Source organism: Nocardioides sp. NPDC006273, from assembly GCF_040613495.1.
Taxonomy (GTDB): Bacteria; Actinomycetota; Actinomycetes; order Propionibacteriales; family Nocardioidaceae; genus Nocardioides.
Window position 1 is genome coordinate 25,630 of record NZ_JBEXSD010000050.1, and the last position, 20,016, is coordinate 45,645.

The 20,016-nt window shown below is 69.4% G+C and carries 15 protein-coding genes; 12 read left to right on the forward strand and 3 right to left on the reverse strand.

The genetic code is table 11. The features are described 5' to 3' along the window. Positions 1-41: 41 nt before the first annotated feature. Together ABZZ22_RS19940 and ABZZ22_RS19945 are read left to right on the forward strand one after the other, a co-directional pair. Positions 42-3,455: a bifunctional proline dehydrogenase/L-glutamate gamma-semialdehyde dehydrogenase gene (locus tag ABZZ22_RS19940; RefSeq protein WP_354934722.1), complete on the forward strand. Its 3,414-nt coding sequence runs from the start codon at positions 42-44 to the stop codon at positions 3,453-3,455. A 168-nt stretch (positions 3,456-3,623) separates the two neighbouring features. Further along, the gene (locus ABZZ22_RS19945; RefSeq protein WP_354934725.1) at positions 3,624-4,025 is read left to right on the forward strand and encodes a hypothetical protein; all 402 of its coding nucleotides are present in this window, start codon (positions 3,624-3,626) and stop codon (positions 4,023-4,025) included. Positions 4,026-4,068: 43 nt separating this feature from the next. On the opposite strand, the gene ABZZ22_RS19950 is transcribed toward ABZZ22_RS19945, so the two are convergent. Together ABZZ22_RS19950 and ABZZ22_RS19955 are read right to left on the reverse strand one after the other, a co-directional pair. After that, positions 4,069-5,688: a Coagulation factor 5/8 type domain-containing protein gene (locus tag ABZZ22_RS19950; protein ID WP_354934728.1), complete on the reverse strand. Its 1,620-nt coding sequence runs from the start codon at positions 5,686-5,688 to the stop codon at positions 4,069-4,071. 104 nt (positions 5,689-5,792) lie between these two features. Then, entirely contained in the window at positions 5,793-6,545 is a 753-nt protein-coding gene (locus ABZZ22_RS19955; RefSeq protein WP_354934731.1) for a DUF4386 domain-containing protein, read from the reverse strand. Between the two features lie 84 nt (positions 6,546-6,629). Between ABZZ22_RS19955 and ABZZ22_RS19960 the strand changes: the two genes are divergently transcribed. Both ABZZ22_RS19960 and proC read left to right on the forward strand, forming a co-directional pair. Next, positions 6,630-7,286: a TetR/AcrR family transcriptional regulator C-terminal domain-containing protein gene (locus tag ABZZ22_RS19960; protein WP_354934734.1), complete on the forward strand. Its 657-nt coding sequence runs from the start codon at positions 6,630-6,632 to the stop codon at positions 7,284-7,286. Positions 7,287-7,320: 34 nt separating this feature from the next. Then, on the forward strand, positions 7,321-8,109 hold the full coding sequence (gene proC / locus ABZZ22_RS19965; protein WP_354934737.1) for a pyrroline-5-carboxylate reductase: 789 nt from the start codon (positions 7,321-7,323) through the stop codon (positions 8,107-8,109). A 146-nt stretch (positions 8,110-8,255) separates the two neighbouring features. On the opposite strand, the gene ABZZ22_RS19970 is transcribed toward proC, so the two are convergent. Beyond that, on the reverse strand, positions 8,256-9,404 hold the full coding sequence (locus ABZZ22_RS19970; protein WP_354934740.1) for an acyl-CoA dehydrogenase family protein: 1,149 nt from the start codon (positions 9,402-9,404) through the stop codon (positions 8,256-8,258). A 121-nt stretch (positions 9,405-9,525) separates the two neighbouring features. Between ABZZ22_RS19970 and ABZZ22_RS19975 the strand changes: the two genes are divergently transcribed. From ABZZ22_RS19975 to ABZZ22_RS20010, 8 genes are all read left to right on the forward strand, one after another. After that, positions 9,526-10,119, forward strand: coding sequence for a MerR family transcriptional regulator (locus ABZZ22_RS19975; RefSeq protein ID WP_354934743.1), 594 nt, complete (start codon positions 9,526-9,528; stop codon positions 10,117-10,119). Between the two features lie 53 nt (positions 10,120-10,172). Beyond that, positions 10,173-11,384, forward strand: coding sequence for an acetyl-CoA C-acetyltransferase (locus ABZZ22_RS19980; RefSeq protein ID WP_354934746.1), 1,212 nt, complete (start codon positions 10,173-10,175; stop codon positions 11,382-11,384). A gap of 139 nt (positions 11,385-11,523) precedes the next feature. Then, entirely contained in the window at positions 11,524-13,689 is a 2,166-nt protein-coding gene (locus tag ABZZ22_RS19985; protein WP_354934749.1) for a 3-hydroxyacyl-CoA dehydrogenase NAD-binding domain-containing protein, read from the forward strand. Between the two features lie 174 nt (positions 13,690-13,863). Then, positions 13,864-15,219 (forward strand): DUF4232 domain-containing protein, encoded by a 1,356-nt coding sequence (locus tag ABZZ22_RS19990; RefSeq protein WP_354934752.1) that lies wholly within the window; start codon positions 13,864-13,866, stop codon positions 15,217-15,219. 544 nt (positions 15,220-15,763) lie between these two features. Then, positions 15,764-16,327: a PadR family transcriptional regulator gene (locus tag ABZZ22_RS19995; protein WP_354934755.1), complete on the forward strand. Its 564-nt coding sequence runs from the start codon at positions 15,764-15,766 to the stop codon at positions 16,325-16,327. After that, positions 16,324-16,473, forward strand: coding sequence for a hypothetical protein (locus ABZZ22_RS20000; protein ID WP_354934758.1), 150 nt, complete (start codon positions 16,324-16,326; stop codon positions 16,471-16,473). Before ABZZ22_RS19995 ends, ABZZ22_RS20000 begins: the two co-directional genes overlap by 4 nt. Continuing rightward, entirely contained in the window at positions 16,466-17,188 is a 723-nt protein-coding gene (locus tag ABZZ22_RS20005) for an ABC transporter ATP-binding protein (protein ID WP_354934761.1), read from the forward strand. Before ABZZ22_RS20000 ends, ABZZ22_RS20005 begins: the two co-directional genes overlap by 8 nt. Next, positions 17,185-19,851 carry an FtsX-like permease family protein gene (locus tag ABZZ22_RS20010; protein WP_354934763.1) on the forward strand — a complete coding sequence of 889 codons (2,667 nt, stop codon included), beginning with the start codon at positions 17,185-17,187 and terminating at the stop codon, positions 19,849-19,851. Before ABZZ22_RS20005 ends, ABZZ22_RS20010 begins: the two co-directional genes overlap by 4 nt. Positions 19,852-20,016 lie beyond the last annotated feature (165 nt).

Here is a 20,016-nt window from a genome sequence, read left to right on the forward strand (position 1 = left end):
ATCGCTTTATCTTACGTGAGTCTCGTCGCATACTCGCTCCCATGACCACCAATGACGCGCTCATCGCCGAGGTCGACGTCCTCGTCCGCGGCTGGCTGACGAAGGCTTCGACCAAGCCGACCGCCGCTGCCGCGCAGCGCCTCGCCGACGTTCTCAAGGACCCCGCGGGGCTCGACTTCACCGTCGGCTTCGTCGACCGGGTGATCCGGCCCGAGGACGTACGCGTGGCGGCGGCCAGCCTTCGTGAGCTGGCCGGCGACGTACCCTCGTTCCTGCCGTGGCACCTGAAGCTGGGCGTGAAGCTCGGCGCGCTGATGTCGCTGGTCGCGCCCTGGTTCGTCATCCCGGTCGCGCGCCGTGCGCTGCGGCAGATGGTGGGTCACCTGCTGATCGACGCCTCCGAGGCGCGGCTCGGCAAGCAGATCGAGCGGATCCGGTCGCGTGGCGTGGACCTGAACATCAACCTCCTCGGTGAGGCCGTCCTCGGCCAGAAGGAGGCCGACCGGCGTCTGGCCGGGATCCGAAAGCTGCTGGCGCGCGACGACGTCGACTACGTCTCGGTGAAGGTCTCCTCGCCGGTCGCGCCGCACGCGGTCTGGGCCTACGACGAGGCGGTCGAGCACGTCGTCGAGCGACTGCTCCCGCTCTACACCTACGCGGCGAAGTCCTCGGCTGCCGGGACGAAGAAGTTCATCAACCTGGACATGGAGGAGTACCGCGACCTCGACATGACGATCGACGTCTTCACGCGGCTCCTCGACCGGCCCGAGCTGGCCGACCTGGAGGCGGGGATCGTCCTGCAGGCGTACCTGCCGGACGCGATGGCCGCGATGATCCGGCTGCAGGACTGGGCGGCTGCTCGCCGTGCGCGTGGGGGCGCAGCGATCAAGGTCCGTCTGGTCAAGGGCGCCAACCTGCCGATGGAGCACGTCGAGGCGTCGCTGCACGGCTGGCCGGTCGCGACCTGGACGACCAAGCAGGACTCCGACACCAACTACAAGCGGGTGCTGTCCTGGTCCCTGACGCCCGAGCGGATGGCCAACGTGCGTCTCGGCGTCGCCGGCCACAACCTGTTCGACGTGGCGTACGCATGGATTCTGTCTGGTCAGCGCGGTGCTCGTGACTCGGTCGAGTTCGAGATGCTGCTGGGGATGGCCGAGGGCCAGGCCGAGGCGGTCCAGGAGACCGTGGGCGGTCTGCTGCTCTACGTGCCGGTCGTGCACCCGAAGGACTTCGACGTCGCGATCGCGTATCTCGTGCGTCGCCTCGAGGAGGGCGCGAGCACCGAGAACTTCATGTCGGCCGTCTTCGACCTCAACTCCTCCGAGGCCCTCTATGCGCGAGAGAAGGAGCGGTTCGTACGCTCCCTGGAGGCTGTCGACGAGTCCGTGCCGGCGCCCAACCGGACCCAGGACCGGCGCCTGCCGATCACGGATGAGGTCCAGACCCAGTTCGACAACGCCCCCGACACCGACCCGCACCTGCCGGGCAACCGAGAGTGGGGCAAGGCGATCATCGCCCGGGTGGGCTCCTCGACGCTCGGTGCCCAGCTCGTTGCCGACCACACGGTGACATCGGTGGAGGCTGTCGAGTCGGTGCTCGAGGGTGCCGTCGGCGCCCAGGCCGACTGGGGCCGCAAGACCGGTGCCGAGCGCGCCGCCGTGCTGCGGGCCGCTGCCGTCGAGGTCGAGCGGCGTCGCGCCGAGTGGCTCGAGGTCGGCGCGTCGGAGTGTGGCAAGACGCTCGACCAGGGCGACCCCGAGGTCTCCGAGGCGATCGACTTCCTCAACTACTACGCGAGCCTGGCCGAGGAGCTCGACACGGTCGACGGCGCCCGCCAGGTGCCGGTCCGGCTCACGCTGGTCACCCCGCCGTGGAACTTCCCGCTCGCCATCCCGACCGGTGGGGTCGCGGCGGCGCTCGCAGCCGGTTCGGCCGTGGTGATCAAGCCGGCCCCGCAGGCGCAGCGCTGCGGCTCGGTGCTGGTGGAGACGCTCTGGGCCGCCGGGGTGCCGAAGGAGGTCCTGAGGCTGGTCCATGTGCCGGAGAACGAGGTCGGCCGCGCGCTGATCGCCTCGCCGCTGGTCGACCGGCTGGTGCTGACCGGCGCGTTCGACACCGCCGAGCTCTTCCGTTCGTTCCGTGCGGACCTGCCACTGCTGGCCGAGACCTCCGGCAAGAACTCGCTGGTGGTCACCCCGGACGCCGACCTCGACCTCGCGGTCAAGGACCTCGTCTACTCCGCCTTCGGCCACGCCGGGCAGAAGTGCTCGGCGGCGTCGCTGGGCATCCTGGTCGGCTCGGTCGCGACCTCGCGTCGCTTCCGCGACCAGCTCGTCGACGCGGTCACCTCGCTCAAGGTCGGCTACCCGACCGACTCGACGGTGCAGGTCGGCCCGGTCATCGAGCCCGCCTCCGGCAAGCTGCTCAAGGCGCTGACGACGCTTGCGCCGGGCGAGTCATGGCTCGTGAGGCCGCGCCAGCTCGATGACGCCGGCCGCCTCTGGTCGCCGGGCGTGAAGACCGGGGTGAAGCGTGGCTCCGAGTTCCACCTGACCGAGTACTTCGGTCCCGTCCTCGGGCTGATCTCGGCCGACTCGCTCGACGAGGCGCTCGAGATCCAGAACCAGGTCGACTACGGCCTCACTGCCGGCATCCACAGCCTCGACCGAGCAGAGATCGAGCACTGGCTCGACTCCGTCGAGGCCGGCAACGTCTACGTCAACCGCGGCATCACCGGCGCGATCGTGCGTCGCCAGCCGTTCGGTGGCTGGAAGAAGTCGGCCGTCGGTGCTGGGACGAAGGCCGGTGGGCCGAACTACCTGGTCGGACTCAGCGACTGGCTCCCGGCTCCGGCCACCGAGCTCGCGACGCCGTCCGCCGCCGTCCGGTCGCTCGTCGACTGGGCCGCCCGGCTGCAGATCGACGAGATCGAGATGCTCAAACGGGGCGCCGGGTCGGACGCGGTCGCCTGGGAGCGCGAGTTCGGTGCCGCCCGGGACGTGTCGCGCCTGACCGCCGAGGTCAACGTGCTGCGCTACTCGCCGGTGCCGGTCACCATCCGGTACGAAGGTGGGCCGGTCGCTCACCTGCTGCGTGTGCTCGCCGCCGGTGTCGCGGCCGAGGCGCCGGTGACGGTCTCCGTCGCCGCTGACCTGGACGATGACACCGTCTCGCTGGTGCGGGCGACCAGTGCGACCTATGTCGTCGAGGACGCTGCAGCGTGGAGCGCCACGCTGACCGGGACCGCTGCGCCCGGCCGCGTACGCCTCCTGGGTGGGTCGCGCGAGGCCTTCGCCGAAGCGAGCCAGGCCCGGGTCGACATCGCCCTCTACGCTCAGCCCGTCGTCGAGGCCGGCCGCGTCGAGCTGCTCACCTTCCTGCACGAGCAGGCCGTCTCGGTCACCGCGCACCGCTTCGGCTCGCCGACGCCGCTGGTGGAGAACCTCTTCTGACCCGCCTACGCCGAGTCGGCTCGTTCTGACACAAATCGGCGCCGAGTCGGCTCGTTACAACGAGCCGACTCGGCGCCGGTTCACGTCAGAACGAGCCGACTCGGTCGGAAGTGGCGTCCGATCGCGGTCAGTTCATCGAGCGCCTGCGCGTTCTCCTACAGTGGGGCGATGATCTCGATCGCGCGAACTGTCGCACGCCTCCTGCTGGGCATGGCGATGATCGGCGCCGGGGTGGCGCACCTGACCGCCCAGCTACAAGAGTTTCGGGCGCAGGTGCCCGACTGGTTCCCGATCGACGAGGACCTGACGGTGCTCGGCTCTGGCGTCATCGAGATCGGGCTCGGGCTGGCCTTCATCGTGCTGCCGAGCAAACGACGGCTCATCGGAGCGCTGCTTGCCGCGTTCTTCGTGGCGATCTTCCCCGGCAACATCGCGCAGTATGTCGAAGGCGTCGACGCGTTCGGTCTCGACACAGACGGCAAGCGGTTGATCCGGCTGTTCTTCCAACCCGTGCTCATCGTCTGGGCGTTGTTCGGCGGCGGTTGGCTCAGGCGTCCTCGAGACGACTGATTCACGCCCTCTGACATTACGGCCGAGTCGGCAGGCCTGCTTGTCAGTGTGCTGCTGAGCTCGCCCCTGCCCACGTACGCAGGTAGGACTCGGAGCCGCGGACGATGTCGTCGATCACGTCCTGGCCGCCGGTGAGGCGGAGATCCTCGAGGTAGTCGGGGATCATCCCGTAGTGGGCGACACCGTCGGTGTTGTAGTCCCAGATCCGTTTGCCGGTGACCTGCCGGTCGACGACGGAGCCTCCGTCGAAGCTGCGGAAGGGATAGCTGACCTGCGTCTTCGCGGGCCCGGGCGTGCCGCCGAAGCCGTTCATGTCGAAGCCGAACCCGATGCCTGCGTCGTAGCGGTCACGGACGGGGGCGGTGCGGACGTACTCCGCCAGGAACTGGTCCGTGCTGTGGCCGTAGATCGTCGAGAACCCGCCGAGGGCGTAGAGCCGGTCGAGGTAGCGCTCGTCCATCCAGGAGTGGCTGGCGAGCACGCCGGGGTAGTCGACCTCCTCGAGGATGTCAAAGGCCCGGCCGGCCGCTTTGGCGCTCATGTGGTCGACCTCGACCATCATGCCGCGCTTGATCAGGCCCCGCAGGGCGTACTCGCCCAGCGCGGAGAGACCGTGGGGGTTGCAGACCGTCCCCTCGGGATAGATCGGCGGCTGCGGCAGCCATTCCAGCCCGGGAGGCCTGGCGATCAGGCGCGGGTTGTTGTCGTGCGGCTGGCCGGGGTCGCAGGCCTTCGGCGTCCAGAACGTGCCGGTGGTGAGGAACTGCCCGGCGTTGATCAGCAGCCCGGTGGTGCCTTCGTCGTAGCGGACCCCGCAGAGCGCGTTGTCGAACTTGTGGCACAGGAACATCGACGAGACTCCGAGCGACTTCAGCTCGTCGAGCCCCTTGTCTATGTTGGCGCGCGTGCACGAGGGCAGCCGCAGCTTCTGGGAGCAGCCGAACGGCTCCGAGGTCTCCACACCGAGCACCACGGCGAGCTTGCCGTCCTCGATCACCTCACGCGCCTGGGCGGCGTCGGTGACGATCCGATACCACCCGAGCCCCTCGCCGCCGTACTGCGCGTCGATGAACGCCTGGGTGTCGTACGCATCCTGAGCTTGTCGCCGCACCGCGGTCATCTCGTCGCACGACTGGTGGGTGCCGGGGTTGATCGCGCACAGCGCCTTGTTGCTGGTCAGCTGCACCACCAGGATCCGCTGTCCCGCGCGCCAGGCACGCTCGACCCAGCGGTAGTACATCTGCTGGTGGGTCAGCGAGTCGTACGCCGGCCAGTCCTTGAACGAGGGCCAGCCGGTGGTGTCGTGGAACCCGAGCGGGCTCCCCGAGCGGGTCAGGTTCTCCAGCAGTGCGGTCTCGCCGGCGACCCCGTGAGAGGGGCAGTCCTTCAGCGCGTCGGCGATCCCTGCCTCGGAGAAGGCCTTCCCGCAGACCGCCGCGCCACCGATCCCGTCCTGCATGAACATGTGGCTGTGGGCGTCGATCAGCCCTTGCACCGTGCCGTCCGGAGCTGTGCCGGTGAACGGCTCCCCGGTCACGTTGATCTCGGACTCGGGGGACGGAAGCCGGCGCTCCACCTCATCACCCGAGGCCGGTGGCCCCACCATCGCGACGGTCACCGCGAGGGCGATCACAGCGAGCAGGGACGTACGTCGGATGCGCATGTGGCCTCCCGATGACCAGCGGCGTCACACTGAGGTGGGTATCGAAACCTAGCAGTGCGCGAGGCTTCTTCGGAGCGGAATCCGGGAAATTTTCAGAACGCGTTCTAGTGTCCTGTGCCTCGGCTGCGCGCGATGGGGCTCGACTCGCGGAGGCCGCGACCGATGAGCCAGGCGCCCAGGATCAGGCTCTGCAGTGCAAGCGGTGCGTTCAGGAGAAGGTAGGGCGCTGCGACGATCTCGACAGCCCGGGACAGCACCAAGAGGCTGGCGAAGATGGCGAGCCCGGCCCCGCAGAGCCCCCACAGCGACAGCCATCGTGGCACCAGCCGCCAGCGGTGGAGGAGCGTGAAGAGCAGCAGGTCTCCCAAGCCCAAGGCCACGATGACCGCGACGTGGTTGACCAGGTCGCGTGCCTTCCGCAGCGTCTCGGCGAGGATCTCGTAGGTGGCGGCATCCGGCGCGGCGGTGCCGTGCCCCTGTGCCAGGTCCAGCAACAGCGGCAGCATCGCGGCGGCGAGGAGGTGGAAGCCGCAGGCCATCAGCCGGAAACCGAGGAACCCGGCCGCCAGGCCCGCGCTGACGCGGCGGAGGCTGGGGTAGAGCGCCAGGGCGAAGCCTGCGTACGCGGGGATCATGAGGACCTGGAACAGCGCTCCGGAGACGACCTCGGCTGATCGTGCGGGCAGTGCCCCGAAGTAGTCGTCCTGCTCCAGCACCGGGACGACGCTCAACAGCCCGGCCACCATCCCGGCGAACACCAGCACTCCGGCTGTCGTGGTGAGGCGTCTGGACGGGTGGATGGCTGAGCGTATGGAGTGCCGGATCGTTGTCGGCGGCTGCTGGTCAGCGGTGGTCATCTCGTTTTCCTTTACGGCCGTAAACTAAGGGTGCGTGCTACCTTACGCCTGTAAGAATCGATGTCCAGCCCGAAGTGAGAAGACGTGCCGACCGACCGGACTCGCCGCCAGCCGCTATCGCCCGAGCGCGTGGTCGCCGCCGCCGTGTCGGTGGCAGACCGAGGCGGGGTCGCCGAGGTCAGCATGCGCAAGGTCGCCGAGGTGCTCGGGGTCGAGGCGATGGCGCTCTACCACCACGTTCCCAACAAGGACGCGATCCTGAACAGGATCGTCGACGCCGTGTTCGCCGAGATCGACGCCCCGGATCCGGCCCAACCCTGGAGGCAGGCCCTGGCGGAGTGCAGCCGGTCGGCTCGGCAGGCCATCGCGCGTCACAGCTGGGTGCTCGGGCTGGTCGAGTCGCGAGAGCATGTCGGGCCGGCCAGGCTGCGACACATCGACGCAGTCCTGGGAGTGCTGCTCGAGGCGGGCTTCTCGGCCATCGAGGCGGTCCAGGCCACCGCGTTGCTGGACGGTTACGTGTACGGCTTCGTCCTGCAGGAGCAGCAGCAGCGTATCGACGTGCCTGCCGACACCGAGCTGGCCGCCAGCGCCCTGCTCGCCGATCCCTCCTCGGACGACCTGCCACATCTGCGCGTCGTGGCGCAGGCGGTCGCCGCGGGCCCGGCGCCGTCTCACGACGACACGTTCGACCACGGCCTGCAGATCATCCTGGGCGGGCTTGTTCCGGGCGGCGCCTGATTCGAGCACCGGGATGCTTTGAGAGACTGCGGCCATGACCATCGCGATCATCGGTGCAGGCAACATGGGCGGGGCTGTCCTCGCCGGACTCCTCGAGGCCGGGCATGCCCCGGAGAGCGTCATCGTCGTGGAAGCTCGCGAGGAGCAGGCGGCCGCGCTCCGCGAGAAGCACGGCGTCCGTACGCTGCCTGCCGCCGAGGCCGCGGCCGAGGCCGACGTGGTGGTGCTCGGCGTGAAGCCCTACGGCGTCGTACCGGTGCTGGAGTCGATCGCCTCCGCGCTGCGGCCGGGGACCACGGTGGTCTCGCTGGCCGCCGGCGTGCCGACCTCGGCGATGGAGCCGGCTGTCCCGGACGGTGTCTCGGTCGTGCGGGTCATGCCCAACACGCCGGCCCTGGTCGGGGAGGGCATGTCCGCTGTCGCTGGCGGCGTCAAGGCGACGTCGGAAGCTGTCGCGACCGCAGCCGACCTGATGGGTGCGGTCGGCAAGGTGGTCACCGTGCCCGAGTCACAGATCGACGCCGTCACCGCGATCAGCGGCTCCGGCCCGGCGTACGTCTTCATGGTCGCCGAGGCTTGGATCGAGGCCGGCGTCCACCTGGGGCTGACCCGGGACGATGCGACCACCCTCGTCATCCAGACGCTGGCCGGATCCGCGGAGCTGCTCAAGAGCGGCACCCACCCGGCGATCCTCCGCGAGCAGGTCACCTCGCCCGGCGGCACGACCGCGGCCGCCCTGGGCGCGTTGGAGCAGAACGGCCTGCGGGCGGCGTTCCTCGACGCCACCCGCGCCGCCTTCGTGCGCAGCCAAGAACTCTCCTAGCCCTTCCCCGCCGCCGGTCGAGCCGTGAGGCCGCCTGCGGCCGAGCGTGTCGAGACCAACACAGTCCCATCGGCGCTCGAGACGACCGTGTTGGTCTCGAGCGCCTCCGCCTAGCGGCTCCGGCGGCTCGACCAGCGGTGGCGAGGTTACAGGCCGAGGTGGCGGCTGATGATCAGCTTCTGGACCTCGGTGGTGCCGCCGTAGATGGTCTGGATGCGGCTGTCGATGAACGCCTTGGCGATCGGGTATTCCATCATGTAGCCGTAGCCGCCGTGGATCTGGACGCCCTGGTCGACGAACTTCTTCTGCAGCTCGGTGGTCCACCACTTCGCCATGCTGGCCAGGACGGTGTCGGCGGTGCCGGCGTTGAGCTGGGTGATGGCGTCGTTGAGGAACAGGCGGGCGAGGTAGGCCTCGGTGGCCATCTCGGCGAGCGTGAACGCGGTGTTCTGGAAGCGGCCGATCGGGCGGCCGAACGCCTCGCGGGTGCGGGCGTAGTCGAGGGAGAGCTCGAGGACCTGCTCGACCGCGGCGACCGCGATCGAGGCGACCGAGATCCGCTCCTGCGGCAGCAGGGTCATCAGCGAGACGAAGCCGGAGCCCTCCTCGCCGAGCAGGTTCTCCTTCGGCACGACCACGTCGGTGAAGGAGAGCTCGGCGGTGTCCTGCGCCTTCATGCCGACCTTGTCGAGGTTGCGGCCGCGCTCGAAGCCCTCCATGCCGCGCTCGACCACCAGCAGCGAGATGCCGTGGGCGCCGGCGTCGGGGTTGGTCTTGGCGACCACGATGACCAGGTCGGCGTTGATCCCGTTGGAGATGAACGTCTTCGAGCCGTTGAGGAGGTAGTGGTCGCCCTTGTCGACCGCGGTGGTGCGTACGCCCTGGAGGTCCGAGCCCGCGCCCGGCTCGGTCATCGCGATGGCGGTGATGATGTCGCCGGAGACGCAGCCAGGCAGCCACCGGGCCTTCTGCTCCGCGGTGCCGAGGTGCGAGATGTAGGGGACGATGATGTCGGTGTGGACGAAGAAGCCCGGTCCGCTGGCGCCGATCTTCGCCATCTCCTCGTGGAGGACGGCGTTGAATCGGAAGTCCTTGATCCCCGGGCCGCCGAATTCCTCTTCGACGTCGAAGCAGAGCAGACCGGTGTCGCCGGCCTTCTTCCACAGCTCGCGCGGGACGATGCCGGCCTTCTCCCACTCGTCGTGGAAGGGCGCGACCTCCTTCTCGAAGAAGGCCTTGGCGGTAGCGCGGAAGTCCTCGTGCTCGGCTTCGTAGATGGTGGGCTTCTCGGGCATGACACTCCTTCGTAGACAGTCGGGCTCATCGGGCCGCACGGTTGTGACGCGGGCCACCGACGGAGCAACTGTGACAGTAACACTGGCGAAGTCGCAACAGTTTGGTCTACGGTCCCTGACTATGACGGAGACGACCGAGGAACTGCTGACGATCGATGAGCTGTCGACCGCCACGGGGTTGTCGGTGCGCACCACGCGCTATTACGCGAGTCTCGGCCTGATCCCGCCGCCTATCCGTCGTGGCCGGGTCGCCTACTACGGCCCCGAGCATCGGGCTCGCCTGGACCTGGTCACCGCGCTCCAGGAGCACGGGTTCACGCTGCAGGCCATCGAGCGCTATCTCGGTCGGCTCCCCGCCGACATCACGCGCGAGGACCTTGCGATGCAGCGCGCGATGATCACCTCGTGGGCCACCGAGCCGACCGAGGACATCCAGGCCCGGATCGGGCGTGAGCTGATCGCTCTGGGGCTGCCCCGCGACGCGCTGGCGGCGGCGTACGCAGCGACCTCACGCCTCATGGCGGACCTCGCGGACGAGCTCAACACGATCCTGCGCGATCAGGTCGTGGATCCGTTCAAGCGGACACATCACACCGCGGAGGAGGCGGCGCATCTCGAAGAGGTGCTCCCGCGGCTTCGTCAGCTGACCACCGAGGCGATCGTGGTGAGCTTTCAAGACGCTGTGAACCGGACGATCTCCCGCAATCTCTCGTGAACGTTTCTGTCCAACCCTGTTGACTGTGACAGTTTTAGTGTCACAATCGGCGCATGGCTGAAGCATTCATCTATGACCACCTGCGCACGCCGCGCGGGAAGGGTAAGAAGACCGGAGCGCTCCACGAGGTCAAGCCGATCGACCTGGTGGTCGGCCTGATCGACGAGGCGCGCAAGCGGAACCCCAACCTCGACCCCGAGCAGATCGACGACGTCGTCCTCGGTGTCGTCACCCCTGTCGGCGAGCAGGGCGGTGACATCGCCAAGACCGCCGCCATCAAGGCCGGTCTCCCCGAGACGACCGCCGGGGTGCAGCTCAACCGCTTCTGCGCCTCCGGTCTCGAGGCCGTGAACCAGGCCGCCTCCCGCGTACGCGGCGGGTTCGAGGAGCTCATCCTCGCCGGCGGCGTCGAGTCGATGAGCAAGGCGCCGATGGGCAGCGACGGTGGCGCCTGGGCGCAGGACCCCGACACCGCGCTCAAGACCGGCTTCGTCCCGCAGGGCATCGGCGCCGACCTGATCGCCACCATCGAGGGCTTCAGCCGCGCGGACGTCGACCGCTACGCCGCCCAGTCCCACGCCCGCGCGGCCGCCGCCTGGGAGAACGGCTACTTCAAGGACGCCGTCATCCCGGTCGTCGACCAGACCGGTCTGACCGTGCTCGACCACGACGAGCTGATCCGCCCCGGCACCACCGCCGAGACGCTGGCCGGCCTCAAGCCGTCCTTCCTCCAGCAGGGTCAGGAGGCCGGCTTCGACGACGTCGCGCTGGCCAAGTACCACTGGGTCGAGAAGATCGATCACGTCCACCACGCCGGGAACTCCTCCGGCATCGTCGACGGCTCCGCGCTGATGCTGATCGGCTCCGAGGAGGCAGGCAAGGCCAACGGGCTCACCCCGCGCGCCCGGATCATCTCGGCAGCCGTCTCCGGCGCCGACCCGACGATCATGCTCACCGGCCCCGCCCCGGCCTCGCGCAAGGCGCTGGCCAAGGCCGGGCTCACCGTCGACGACATCGACCTGTTCGAGATCAACGAGGCGTTCGCCGCGGTCGCGATGCGGTTCATGAAGGACATGGGCATCGACGAGTCGATCACCAACGTCAACGGCGGCGCGATCGCCATGGGTCACCCGCTGGGCGCGACCGGTGCCATCATCCTCGGCACCCTGGTCGACGAGCTCGAGCGTCAGGGCAAGCAGCGCGGTCTCGCCACGCTGTGTGTCGGCGGCGGCATGGGTATCGCGACGATCGTCGAGCTGGTCTGACGCGTCCGCGAATGCTCACCGAGGTAACTCGGTGAGCGCCCACATCCCTCGTGGAACTCCGCGAAGGAAGCGACAACTGACCGAGGTACCTCGGTGAACATCCCGGGCCGCGCCCCGGCACAGACTTGAAGGAAGACACATGAGCGAGACCGCAGTCCGCTATGACAAGGACGGCGACGGGATCGTCGTCCTCACCCTGGACGACCCGAACCAGTCGGCCAACACCATGAACGAGCTGTACAAGACCTCGATGGCGGAGGCCGTCGAGAAGCTGTACGCCGATGGTGACTCCGTCACCGGCGTCGTCATCGCCTCCGCGAAGAAGACCTTCTTCGCGGGTGGCGACCTCAAGAACATGATCCAGGTCCGCCCGGAGAACGGCGCCCAGGTCTTCGAGGAGGTCGAGGCGATCAAGGCGACCCTCCGCAAGCTGGAGACCTTCCCGAAGCCGGTCGTCGCGGCGATCAACGGCGCCGCCCTCGGTGGCGGCCTGGAGATCGCGCTGGCCGCCCAGCACCGGATCGCGCTGGACGCCCGCTACGACATCGGCCTGCCCGAGGTCTCCCTCGGACTGCTCCCGGGCGGTGGCGGGGTCACCCGCGTCGTACGCCTCTTGGGGATCATGACCGGTCTGATGGACGTGCTCGGCCAGGGCACCAAGTTCAAGCCCGCCGCTGCGAAGGAGAAGGGACTGGTCGACGAGCTCGTCTCCTCCCCCGACGAGCTCGTCCCCGCCGCCAAGGCGTGGATCAAGGCCAACCCCGACGAGATCGCCCAGCCGTGGGACAAGCCCGGCTACAAGATGCCCGGTGGCAAGCCGACCTCGCCGGCGCTCGCGGGCTTCCTGCCAGCGTTCCCGCCGATCCTGCGCAAGCAGCTCAAGCAGTCCGACATGCGGGCGCCGAAGGCGATCCTGTCGGCCGCGGTCGAGGGCGCGATGGTCGACTTCGACACCGCCACCCGGATCGAGTCGCGCTACTTCACCTCGCTGGTCACCGGCCAGCAGTCGAAGAACATGATCCAGGCGTTCTTCTTCGACCTCGGTGCCATCGGCGCCGGCACGCTGCGTCCTGACGGCGTGGAGAAGTTCACGGCGAAGAAGGTGGGCGTGCTCGGTGCCGGGATGATGGGCGCCGGCATCGCGTACTCCTTCGCCCGGGCCGGTGCCGAGGTCGTCCTCAAGGACGTCGCCATCGAGTCGGCCGAAAAGGGCAAGGCCTACACCGCCAAGCTCAACGAGAAGGCGGTCTCGCGCGGCAAGCTGACGCAGGAGAAGGCCGACGAGATCCTCGACCGGATCACCGCGACTGTCGACCCGAAGGACTTCGCCGGCGTCGACGTCGTCGTCGAGGCGGTCTTCGAGGACGTCTCGCTGAAGCAGAAGGTCTTCAGCGAGATCGCCCCGTTCGTCAACGAGGACGCGGTGCTCTGCTCCAACACCTCGACGCTGCCGATCACCGAGCTCGCCAAGGGGATCGACCGGCCGGCCGACTTCATCGGCCTGCACTTCTTCTCGCCCGTCGACAAGATGCCGCTGGTCGAGATCATCAAGGGCGCCGAGACGAACGACGTCGCGCTGGCCAAGGCCTACGACGTCGTCCAGCAGATCAAGAAGACCCCGATCGTGGTCAACGACAGCCGCGGCTTCTACACCTCGCGGGTCATCGGCACCCAGATCCAGGAGGGTCTGGAGCTGCTCGCCGAGGGTTTCGCGCCCTACTCGCTCGAGCGTGCCGCGACCCAGGCCGGCTTCCCGGTCGGGCCGCTGCAGATCGCCGACGAGCTCAACCACGAGCTCATGGTCAAGATCGCTCGTACGACGCGGGAGGCCGCGGGTGTCGAGGAGCCGACCACCACGGAGAAGGTGCTCACCCCGCTCATCGAGGCGGGTCGCTCCGGCAAGCTGAAGGGCGCCGGCTTCTACGAGTACGCCGACGGCAAGCGTGGCTCGATCTGGTCGGGTCTCGGCGACGTGTTCCCGGTCTCCGAGAAGCAGATCCCGATCAAGGACGCCGAGGAGCGGATGCTCTTCATCGAGGCGATCGAGACGGCGAAGTGCTTCGAGGAGGGGGTCATCACCTCCGCCGCGCACGCCAACATCGGTTCCATCTTCGGCATCGGCTTCCCGCCGCAGACCGGTGGTGCGGCTCAGTTCATCACCGGCTACGAGGCCGCTGACGGCTCGATCGGCATCGAGGCCTTCCTGGCTCGGGCCGACGAGCTCGCCGAGGCCTACGGCGAGCGGTTCCGTCCGACGGCGTACCTCCGCGAGCTCGCGGCCAAGGGTGAAGGCTTCCCCGCCTGACCCACGGCATTGTGATGAACCGGCACGGATCCTGTGAAGGAACCGTGCCGGTTCTCCTTTTGCGGGGTCGCCGCGGCCAGCCCTGTGCGACTCTTTGCCTTCCGTAGAGGTCGAGGGAGGACGTACGTGGCGTTGCCGGGCAGTACACGAGGGCGCCCGCTCCGGGTGGGGGTCGTGATCGTCGGGGTCGTCCTGCTGGTCGTGATCGGGTGCGTGGCCGCGATGGTCTGGGACCGGGACGACGGGTCGGCGACGCTCGAGCTCTCCGACGAGTGGCGCTCCGTCTCCGGCGTACGCGACGTGGTGGCTGTCGAGGAGTCGCGTCGCATCCCGGGGGAGGACTTCGGCGAGGAGGACCGCTGGGAGCACTCCGTCCGGGTAGAGGTGACCCTGGAGGACGATCTGTCCGGACCCGAGGCTGCCGCGGCCGGCACTGAGGTGCTGCGGTGGCTGGGACCCGAGCTCGCCCGGCTGGCGCCGGATGCCGCCGCTGACCGGACCAGCACATCGCTCGCGATGGGCTCCACCGCGATCCAGGTGTACGTGGCTGGGCTGGACCCGGTCGACGGCGTCGGTGACGCGCTCACCGATGCCGTCGCGCTGCGCGACGCCGGCGCCACATCGGTGTCGTCGAGCGTCTCCGAGCCGCAGACCGGCAGCCCGGCGAAGGCCGACGTCCAGGCACCGAAGGACGCGCTGGTCGCGATCGCCACGGTCGCACGCGACCAGCAGCGCCCGGTCGATCTTCACGGTGGCGAGGCTTGGTATCGGTCGAACGAGCTCCCCGATCCGGCCGCGGTGAGACTGGTTGCGGACGCCTCCGAGCGCCCGTCGGTGACCTCCGCGCAGCTCTCCGCTCCCTTCGAACCGCTGACCGTCCTGGTCGAGGCCGCCGAGGGCGACCGTGAGATCGCCGACGTCGGCCGGTGGCTCACCGCGTACGACGGGTATCCCGGACGGTCGGGACAGCCGATGGCGTACGTGGTCCAAGGCACGCGGGGCGGCGAGGTCGAGGGCTGGATCGGCGGTACGACCCCGCCGCAGACGACGATGCCGCCGTTCGGTGACGCCGCGCCCTGGCCCGCCGACCCTGGGGCGCCGTCCTGCCGGTTGGCGGATCTCGAGGCCACCTTCGGCGGACACGACGCCGCCGCGGGCTCCCGGCAGGCGTGGATCCGAGCCCGGAACGCAGGCGGCCGCGCATGTGCGATCGAGGGTGTGCCCGCGGTCGAGTTCCTGAACGCCGCCGGCACCGCGCAGACCGGCGTGACCGCCGAGCCGTACGAGCCGTCGATGGTTCCCGAGCGCGTGGTCGTCCCCGCCGGCGAGTCGGTGATGGCGGCGATCGACTGGCAGGCGATGTCCACCGCGAACGACCCCGACGTCACGACCGATCTCAGGGTGACCGTGCTGCCCGGCAGCAAGCCGGTCACACTCCGGGTCAGCGCGCCGGGGGCGCCGGGCGATCTCGACATCCTCGACGGGGCCGAGGTGCGGATCAGTCCCTGGGCCCAGGGTTCTCCCGGCTGACGTAAGCGATGACGAGGTTCGGCCCGGAGCCGTGGCCGACGTGCGCCATGGCTCCGAGCCAGCCTCCCCATGGAGGGGTCAGCGGATCACGGTTGTCGCCGCGGAGAGGCGGGACTTGGTGTAGTAGCCGGCCTTGCGTCCGGTGACCCGGACACGGATGCGGTCATGGCGGTCGACGGACCTCAACCGGTACGTCTTGCCGGTGGCGCCCGAGATGACCTTGCCGCTGCGCAGCCACTGTCGTCAGCAAGGCCCACCACGCAGCCACCGGCCTCCGGGTCGCCGAAGAGGGGACGTGGCTCTATGAAGACGACCTGGTCCGCGGCCCCCGGATCGGCGAGGCGAGCGTCTACCGGTCCAGTACGGTCTCGCGGATGTCGGCGCCGTTGGTCACCGTGAACCGGCCGGTCCGTGGCGAGTGGAAGCCGGCCCCGGTGACGTACTCCTACTCGGCCGTTGGTCCCGGTGGAGCACGACTTGAACTCGGATACATACTCGGTATATACATACTCAGTAAGTAATCAGAGGGGGTGATCGAGTGTCCGTGAAACACGCACTGCTGGCGCTGCTGGAGAAGCCGCGCTACGGCTATGAGCTGCGCGCCGAGTTCGAGCAGCGCACCGGCGCGAGCTGGCCGTTGAACGTCGGGCAGGTCTATACGACCCTGTCGCGACTCGAGCGTGACGGTCTCGTCGAGGCCGGAGGGACCGACGCGGAGGGACGGTCCCTCTATCAGGTCACCGAGGCCGGCAGGGTCGAGGTCAAGGGGTGGTTCGACAGCCCCGTGGAGCGTACGCAGCCACAGCGCGACGAGCTCGCGATCAAGCTCGCGGTGGCGGTCGCGGTGCCGAGCGTGGACGTCGGCAAGGTCGTCCAGCAGCAGCGCAACGCGACGATGCAGGCGCTCCAGGGGTATCGGCGCCAGGCGCGCTCCGGCGCCGGCGACGACCTCGCCGGCGGGCTCGTGCTCGATCGGCTCGTCTTCGCGGCCGAGGCCGAGATCCGCTGGCTCGACCACTGCGAGTCCCGGCTTCGCCGGGCGGCAGCGACGAGCACCGCGCCGGAGCCCGCCGAGCCCACCGAGCCCACCGATGGAGGAACGCGATGAACGCCGCCCTCGCCCATGACCTGCGCCGACTCAGCCACGACAGCGATCGCTGGCTCGCCGACGCCCGCGAGCGGCTGAGCCGCCGCGCCCACGCCACGCCCGTCAAGCCGGGCACCACCCAGACCAAGGAGTCTACCGATGAGTGAACCCGTCCTCCGGCTCACCGACGTGAGCCGCGTCCACGGCACCGGCGCCGCCGAGGTCCAGGCCCTGCGGGGTGTCAGCCTCGCGGCGTACGCCGGTGAGCTGGTCGCCATCATGGGGCCGAGCGGCTCCGGGAAGTCGTCGCTGCTGACCATCGCCGGTGGCCTCGACTCGCCGACCTCCGGGTCCGTGTCCGTCGACGGTCAGGATCTCGGCGAGGCCGGGATCAGCGGGCGCGCCAAGCTGCGGCGTACGTCGATCGGCTATGTCTTCCAGGACTTCAACCTGATCCCGGCGCTGACCGCCGCCGAGAACGTCGCGCTGCCGTTGGAGCTCGACGGCGCCGGTCGGCGCCCGGCGCGGGACGCGGCGAGAGTCGCGCTCGAGGAGGTCGGTCTCGACGGCTTCGCGGACCGGTTCCCCGACGAGATGTCCGGTGGGCAGCGGCAGCGGATCGCGATCGCGCGGGCGATCGTCGGTGAGCGCCGGCTGATCCTGGCCGACGAGCCGACCGGGGCGCTCGACACCGAGACCGGCGAGGACATCCTCAAACTGATCCGTGCGCGATGCGACGCAGGCGCTGCCGGCGTGCTCGTCACCCACGAGCCGCGCTACGCCAGCTGGGCCGACCGGGTGATCTATGTGCGTGACGGTCTCGTCGTCGACGAGGCCGGCGAGACGCCGAGCACGGTCTTCGCGACGGGGATCCAGGAATGAGCGGGCGACTCGCCGGATGGCGGCTCGCGCTGCGGATCGGGCAGCGGGAGGCCCGGCGCGCGAAGTGGCGCAGCCTGCTGGTCATCTTGATGATCGCGCTGCCCGTCGCGGGCGTGACTGCGATCGCGGTGACGTACCAGACCTACAGCCTCGACACCAGTGAGGGCCTCGACCGGCGGCTCGGCACGGAGGCTGCTGCGCTCGTCGAGGCGCGGAGCTCCGGACCGGTCCGGCAGGGCATCGATCCCGACAAGGCGGCCGAGTGGCTGGGTGAGACCGGCGACGGACCGCTGGACTCCGCCGGTCTGCAGGCCGTGGTCGAGGACCGGCCGGTGCTCGCGGCGCATGACTACGGCTTCGACGTACGGACCGACAAGGGGGTCACCTGGGCGAGCGGGCTGCGGACCGATCTGAGCGATCCGCTCGCGGCCGGACTGACCCGGTTGAGCGAGGGTCGCCTCCCTCAGGGCACGGGCGAGGTCGTGGTCAACGAGGCCCTGGCCGATCGCGGGCCAGGCCTCGGCGAGGAGCTGCGGATCCCCGGACCGGGCTCCGAGGAGGTCCGCGAGATCGTGGGAATCGTCGAGTCTGCATCTGTGCGCAACGAACCCTTCGTCGCAGGGTTGGACCTGCCGGCGTCAGCGTCCGTCGATGTCCCGACCTGGCTGGTCGGTGGCGGACCGATGACCTGGGACGACGTCGAGAAGCTGAACGCGGAGGGTGCCTTCGTGCTCTCGCGCTCGGTCGTCGAGAACCCGTCGAAGGAGGCCTTGGCTGCCGAGCGCGAGCTCGGTCAGCAGCCGGGCGCGCCGGATCCTGCCGAGGCCGTGATCGTCGTCCTCATCGTGGTCATGGTGCTGCTCGAGGTGGTGCTGCTTGCCGGTCCGGCGTTCGCGGTGGCGGCCAGGCGACAGGCTCGTGACCTCGCGCTGATCGCGGCCTCAGGCGGGACCGCTCGCCAGGCTCGGCGTGTCCTGCTCGGGATGGCGATCGTCATCGGTGCGGTGGCTGCCGTCGTGGGTGCTGTCCTCGGGATCGGGCTCGCTCGGCTGCTCCAGCCGCTCGCCCAGGCGCAGGTGTCGGACTGGTTCGGGCCGTTCGAGGTGCCGTGGCTGCAGATCCTGGCGGTTGCCGCGATCGGGTTCGCGGCCGCGATCTGCGCGGCAGTCGTACCGGCCTGGATCGCGTCGCGGCAGGACGTCGTCGGCGTGCTGGCCGGACGTCGCTCCACGAGCCGGCCATCGCGCAGCTCGCCGGTCATCGGGGTCGTGCTGCTCGTCGCCGGTGTCGCCTCGGCTGCCTTCGGCACCCGGAATGCGTTCAGCGGTATCCCGATCGCTCTCGGCGTCCTGCTCTGCGTCACGGGTTTGCTCTTCATCCTTCCGGTCCTGGTGTCGTTGGCCGCCCGGCTCAGCGCCGGCATGCCGCTGGCGATCCGCTTCGCGACCCGCGACGCCGACCGGCATCGCACCCGGACGGTTCCGGCGGTCGGTGCCATCGCGGTGACGGTGGTCGGGGTGGTCACGCTGGGGATCGCGTTCGGCAGCGACCAGAAGCAGAACGAGGAGAGCTACCTGCCTGCGTTCGCCATCGGGGACGCCACGGTCCAGCCGCGGCACGCCGTCAACGCCGGCGATCAAACCCCCACGGTTGCGCAGTGGCAGCGCGTCACCGCGCAGATCGAGAAGGCGAGCCCGGGATCGACGGTCACGCCGATGACCGGCGCGAGACTCACAGACCCCGACGGCTACATCTCCGTCGAGACCGGTGAGGGCGACCAGGTCCCGCTCGACACGACCACCGGCGGATTCGGCGAGCTGATCGTCGCCGATGCCGACGGCACCCTCCCTGCGGTGGTGACCCGATCGCTGCCAGGGCTCGATGTCACCCCCGCCGAGAAGATGCTGCGCTCCTCCGGGATGGTCGTGTTCACCACTGACGACGCGCTGGTGTCCTCACGGTCCGCACGTCTGGCCGTCAAGGCGTACTCCGAGGAGGACGACGAGGAGCAGGAGCGGGTCGCGATCAGCGTGCCGGCCACCTTCGTCGATGTCGGTGACCGAGCCGCGCCTGCGTACGCGGTCGTGACGCCGGCGGTGGCGAAGCGGATCGGTGCCGACCCGCAGATCACCGGGCTCTACATCGAGGACGCCCGCATCAGCGAGGCCGCGGAGACCGACCTGGACGAGGCCCTGGCCGGGGGAGAGCTATCCACGACGCTCCAGGTCGAGCGAGGGTTCGAGGAGGAGGACTCGGCCGTGATCGTGTGGCTTCTCCTGGTCACGCTGGGCGGGGTGCTGATGATCGGCGGCGCGCTCACCGCGACGCACCTGGCGCTCAACGACGCCCGGCCCGACCTGGCGACGCTGTCGGCGGTCGGAGCCCGGACACGTACGCGGCGGGGGGTCGCTGCTGCGTACGCGATCGTGGTCGCGCTCCTCGGCGCGGTCCCTGGCGCGATCATCGGGTTCGTGCCGGGCATCGCGGTCAGCTATCCGCTCACGGCCGAGGGGTGGCCGGTGCGCGACGACGTGGCCGCGCACTACCTCGAGATCCCCTGGACCCTGGTCGGAGTGATCGTGGTCGGTCTTCCGCTGCTGATCGCGCTGATCGTCGCGATGACCACTCGCAGTCGCCTGCCCATGGTGGCCCGCGTCGAATAGGGACTTATGGCGGGCCGAATCCGCACTTGTGGAGGCCGAGAATGTAGTTGTGGGCGACGAAACTCTAGTTTCGCCAGGACGACCCGACGGATTCTGTGGAGACGGAGCCCGTCGAGGAATCCGCTCCGGCGCCGCTGCTGACCCTGCGCGACGGGCCGGGTGCCC

Bases quoted from the DNA above. Each gene is read 5' to 3' on its own strand.
- ABZZ22_RS19970 (WP_354934740.1), bottom strand. From the start codon at position 9,404: ATGCCCGAGAAGCCCACCATCTACGAAGCCGAGCACGAGGACTTCCGC.
- ABZZ22_RS20005 (WP_354934761.1), top strand. From the start codon at position 16,466: ATGAGTGAACCCGTCCTCCGGCTCACCGACGTGAGCCGCGTCCACGGC.
- proC (WP_354934737.1), top strand. From the start codon at position 7,321: ATGACCATCGCGATCATCGGTGCAGGCAACATGGGCGGGGCTGTCCTC.
- ABZZ22_RS19940 (WP_354934722.1), top strand. From the start codon at position 42: ATGACCACCAATGACGCGCTCATCGCCGAGGTCGACGTCCTCGTCCGC.
- ABZZ22_RS19955 (WP_354934731.1), bottom strand. From the start codon at position 6,545: ATGACCACCGCTGACCAGCAGCCGCCGACAACGATCCGGCACTCCATA.
- ABZZ22_RS19980 (WP_354934746.1), top strand. From the start codon at position 10,173: ATGGCTGAAGCATTCATCTATGACCACCTGCGCACGCCGCGCGGGAAG.
- ABZZ22_RS19985 (WP_354934749.1), top strand. From the start codon at position 11,524: ATGAGCGAGACCGCAGTCCGCTATGACAAGGACGGCGACGGGATCGTC.
- ABZZ22_RS19950 (WP_354934728.1), bottom strand. From the start codon at position 5,688: ATGCGCATCCGACGTACGTCCCTGCTCGCTGTGATCGCCCTCGCGGTG.
- ABZZ22_RS20010 (WP_354934763.1), top strand. From the start codon at position 17,185: ATGAGCGGGCGACTCGCCGGATGGCGGCTCGCGCTGCGGATCGGGCAG.
- ABZZ22_RS20000 (WP_354934758.1), top strand. From the start codon at position 16,324: ATGAACGCCGCCCTCGCCCATGACCTGCGCCGACTCAGCCACGACAGC.
- ABZZ22_RS19975 (WP_354934743.1), top strand. From the start codon at position 9,526: ATGACGGAGACGACCGAGGAACTGCTGACGATCGATGAGCTGTCGACC.
- ABZZ22_RS19945 (WP_354934725.1), top strand. From the start codon at position 3,624: ATGATCTCGATCGCGCGAACTGTCGCACGCCTCCTGCTGGGCATGGCG.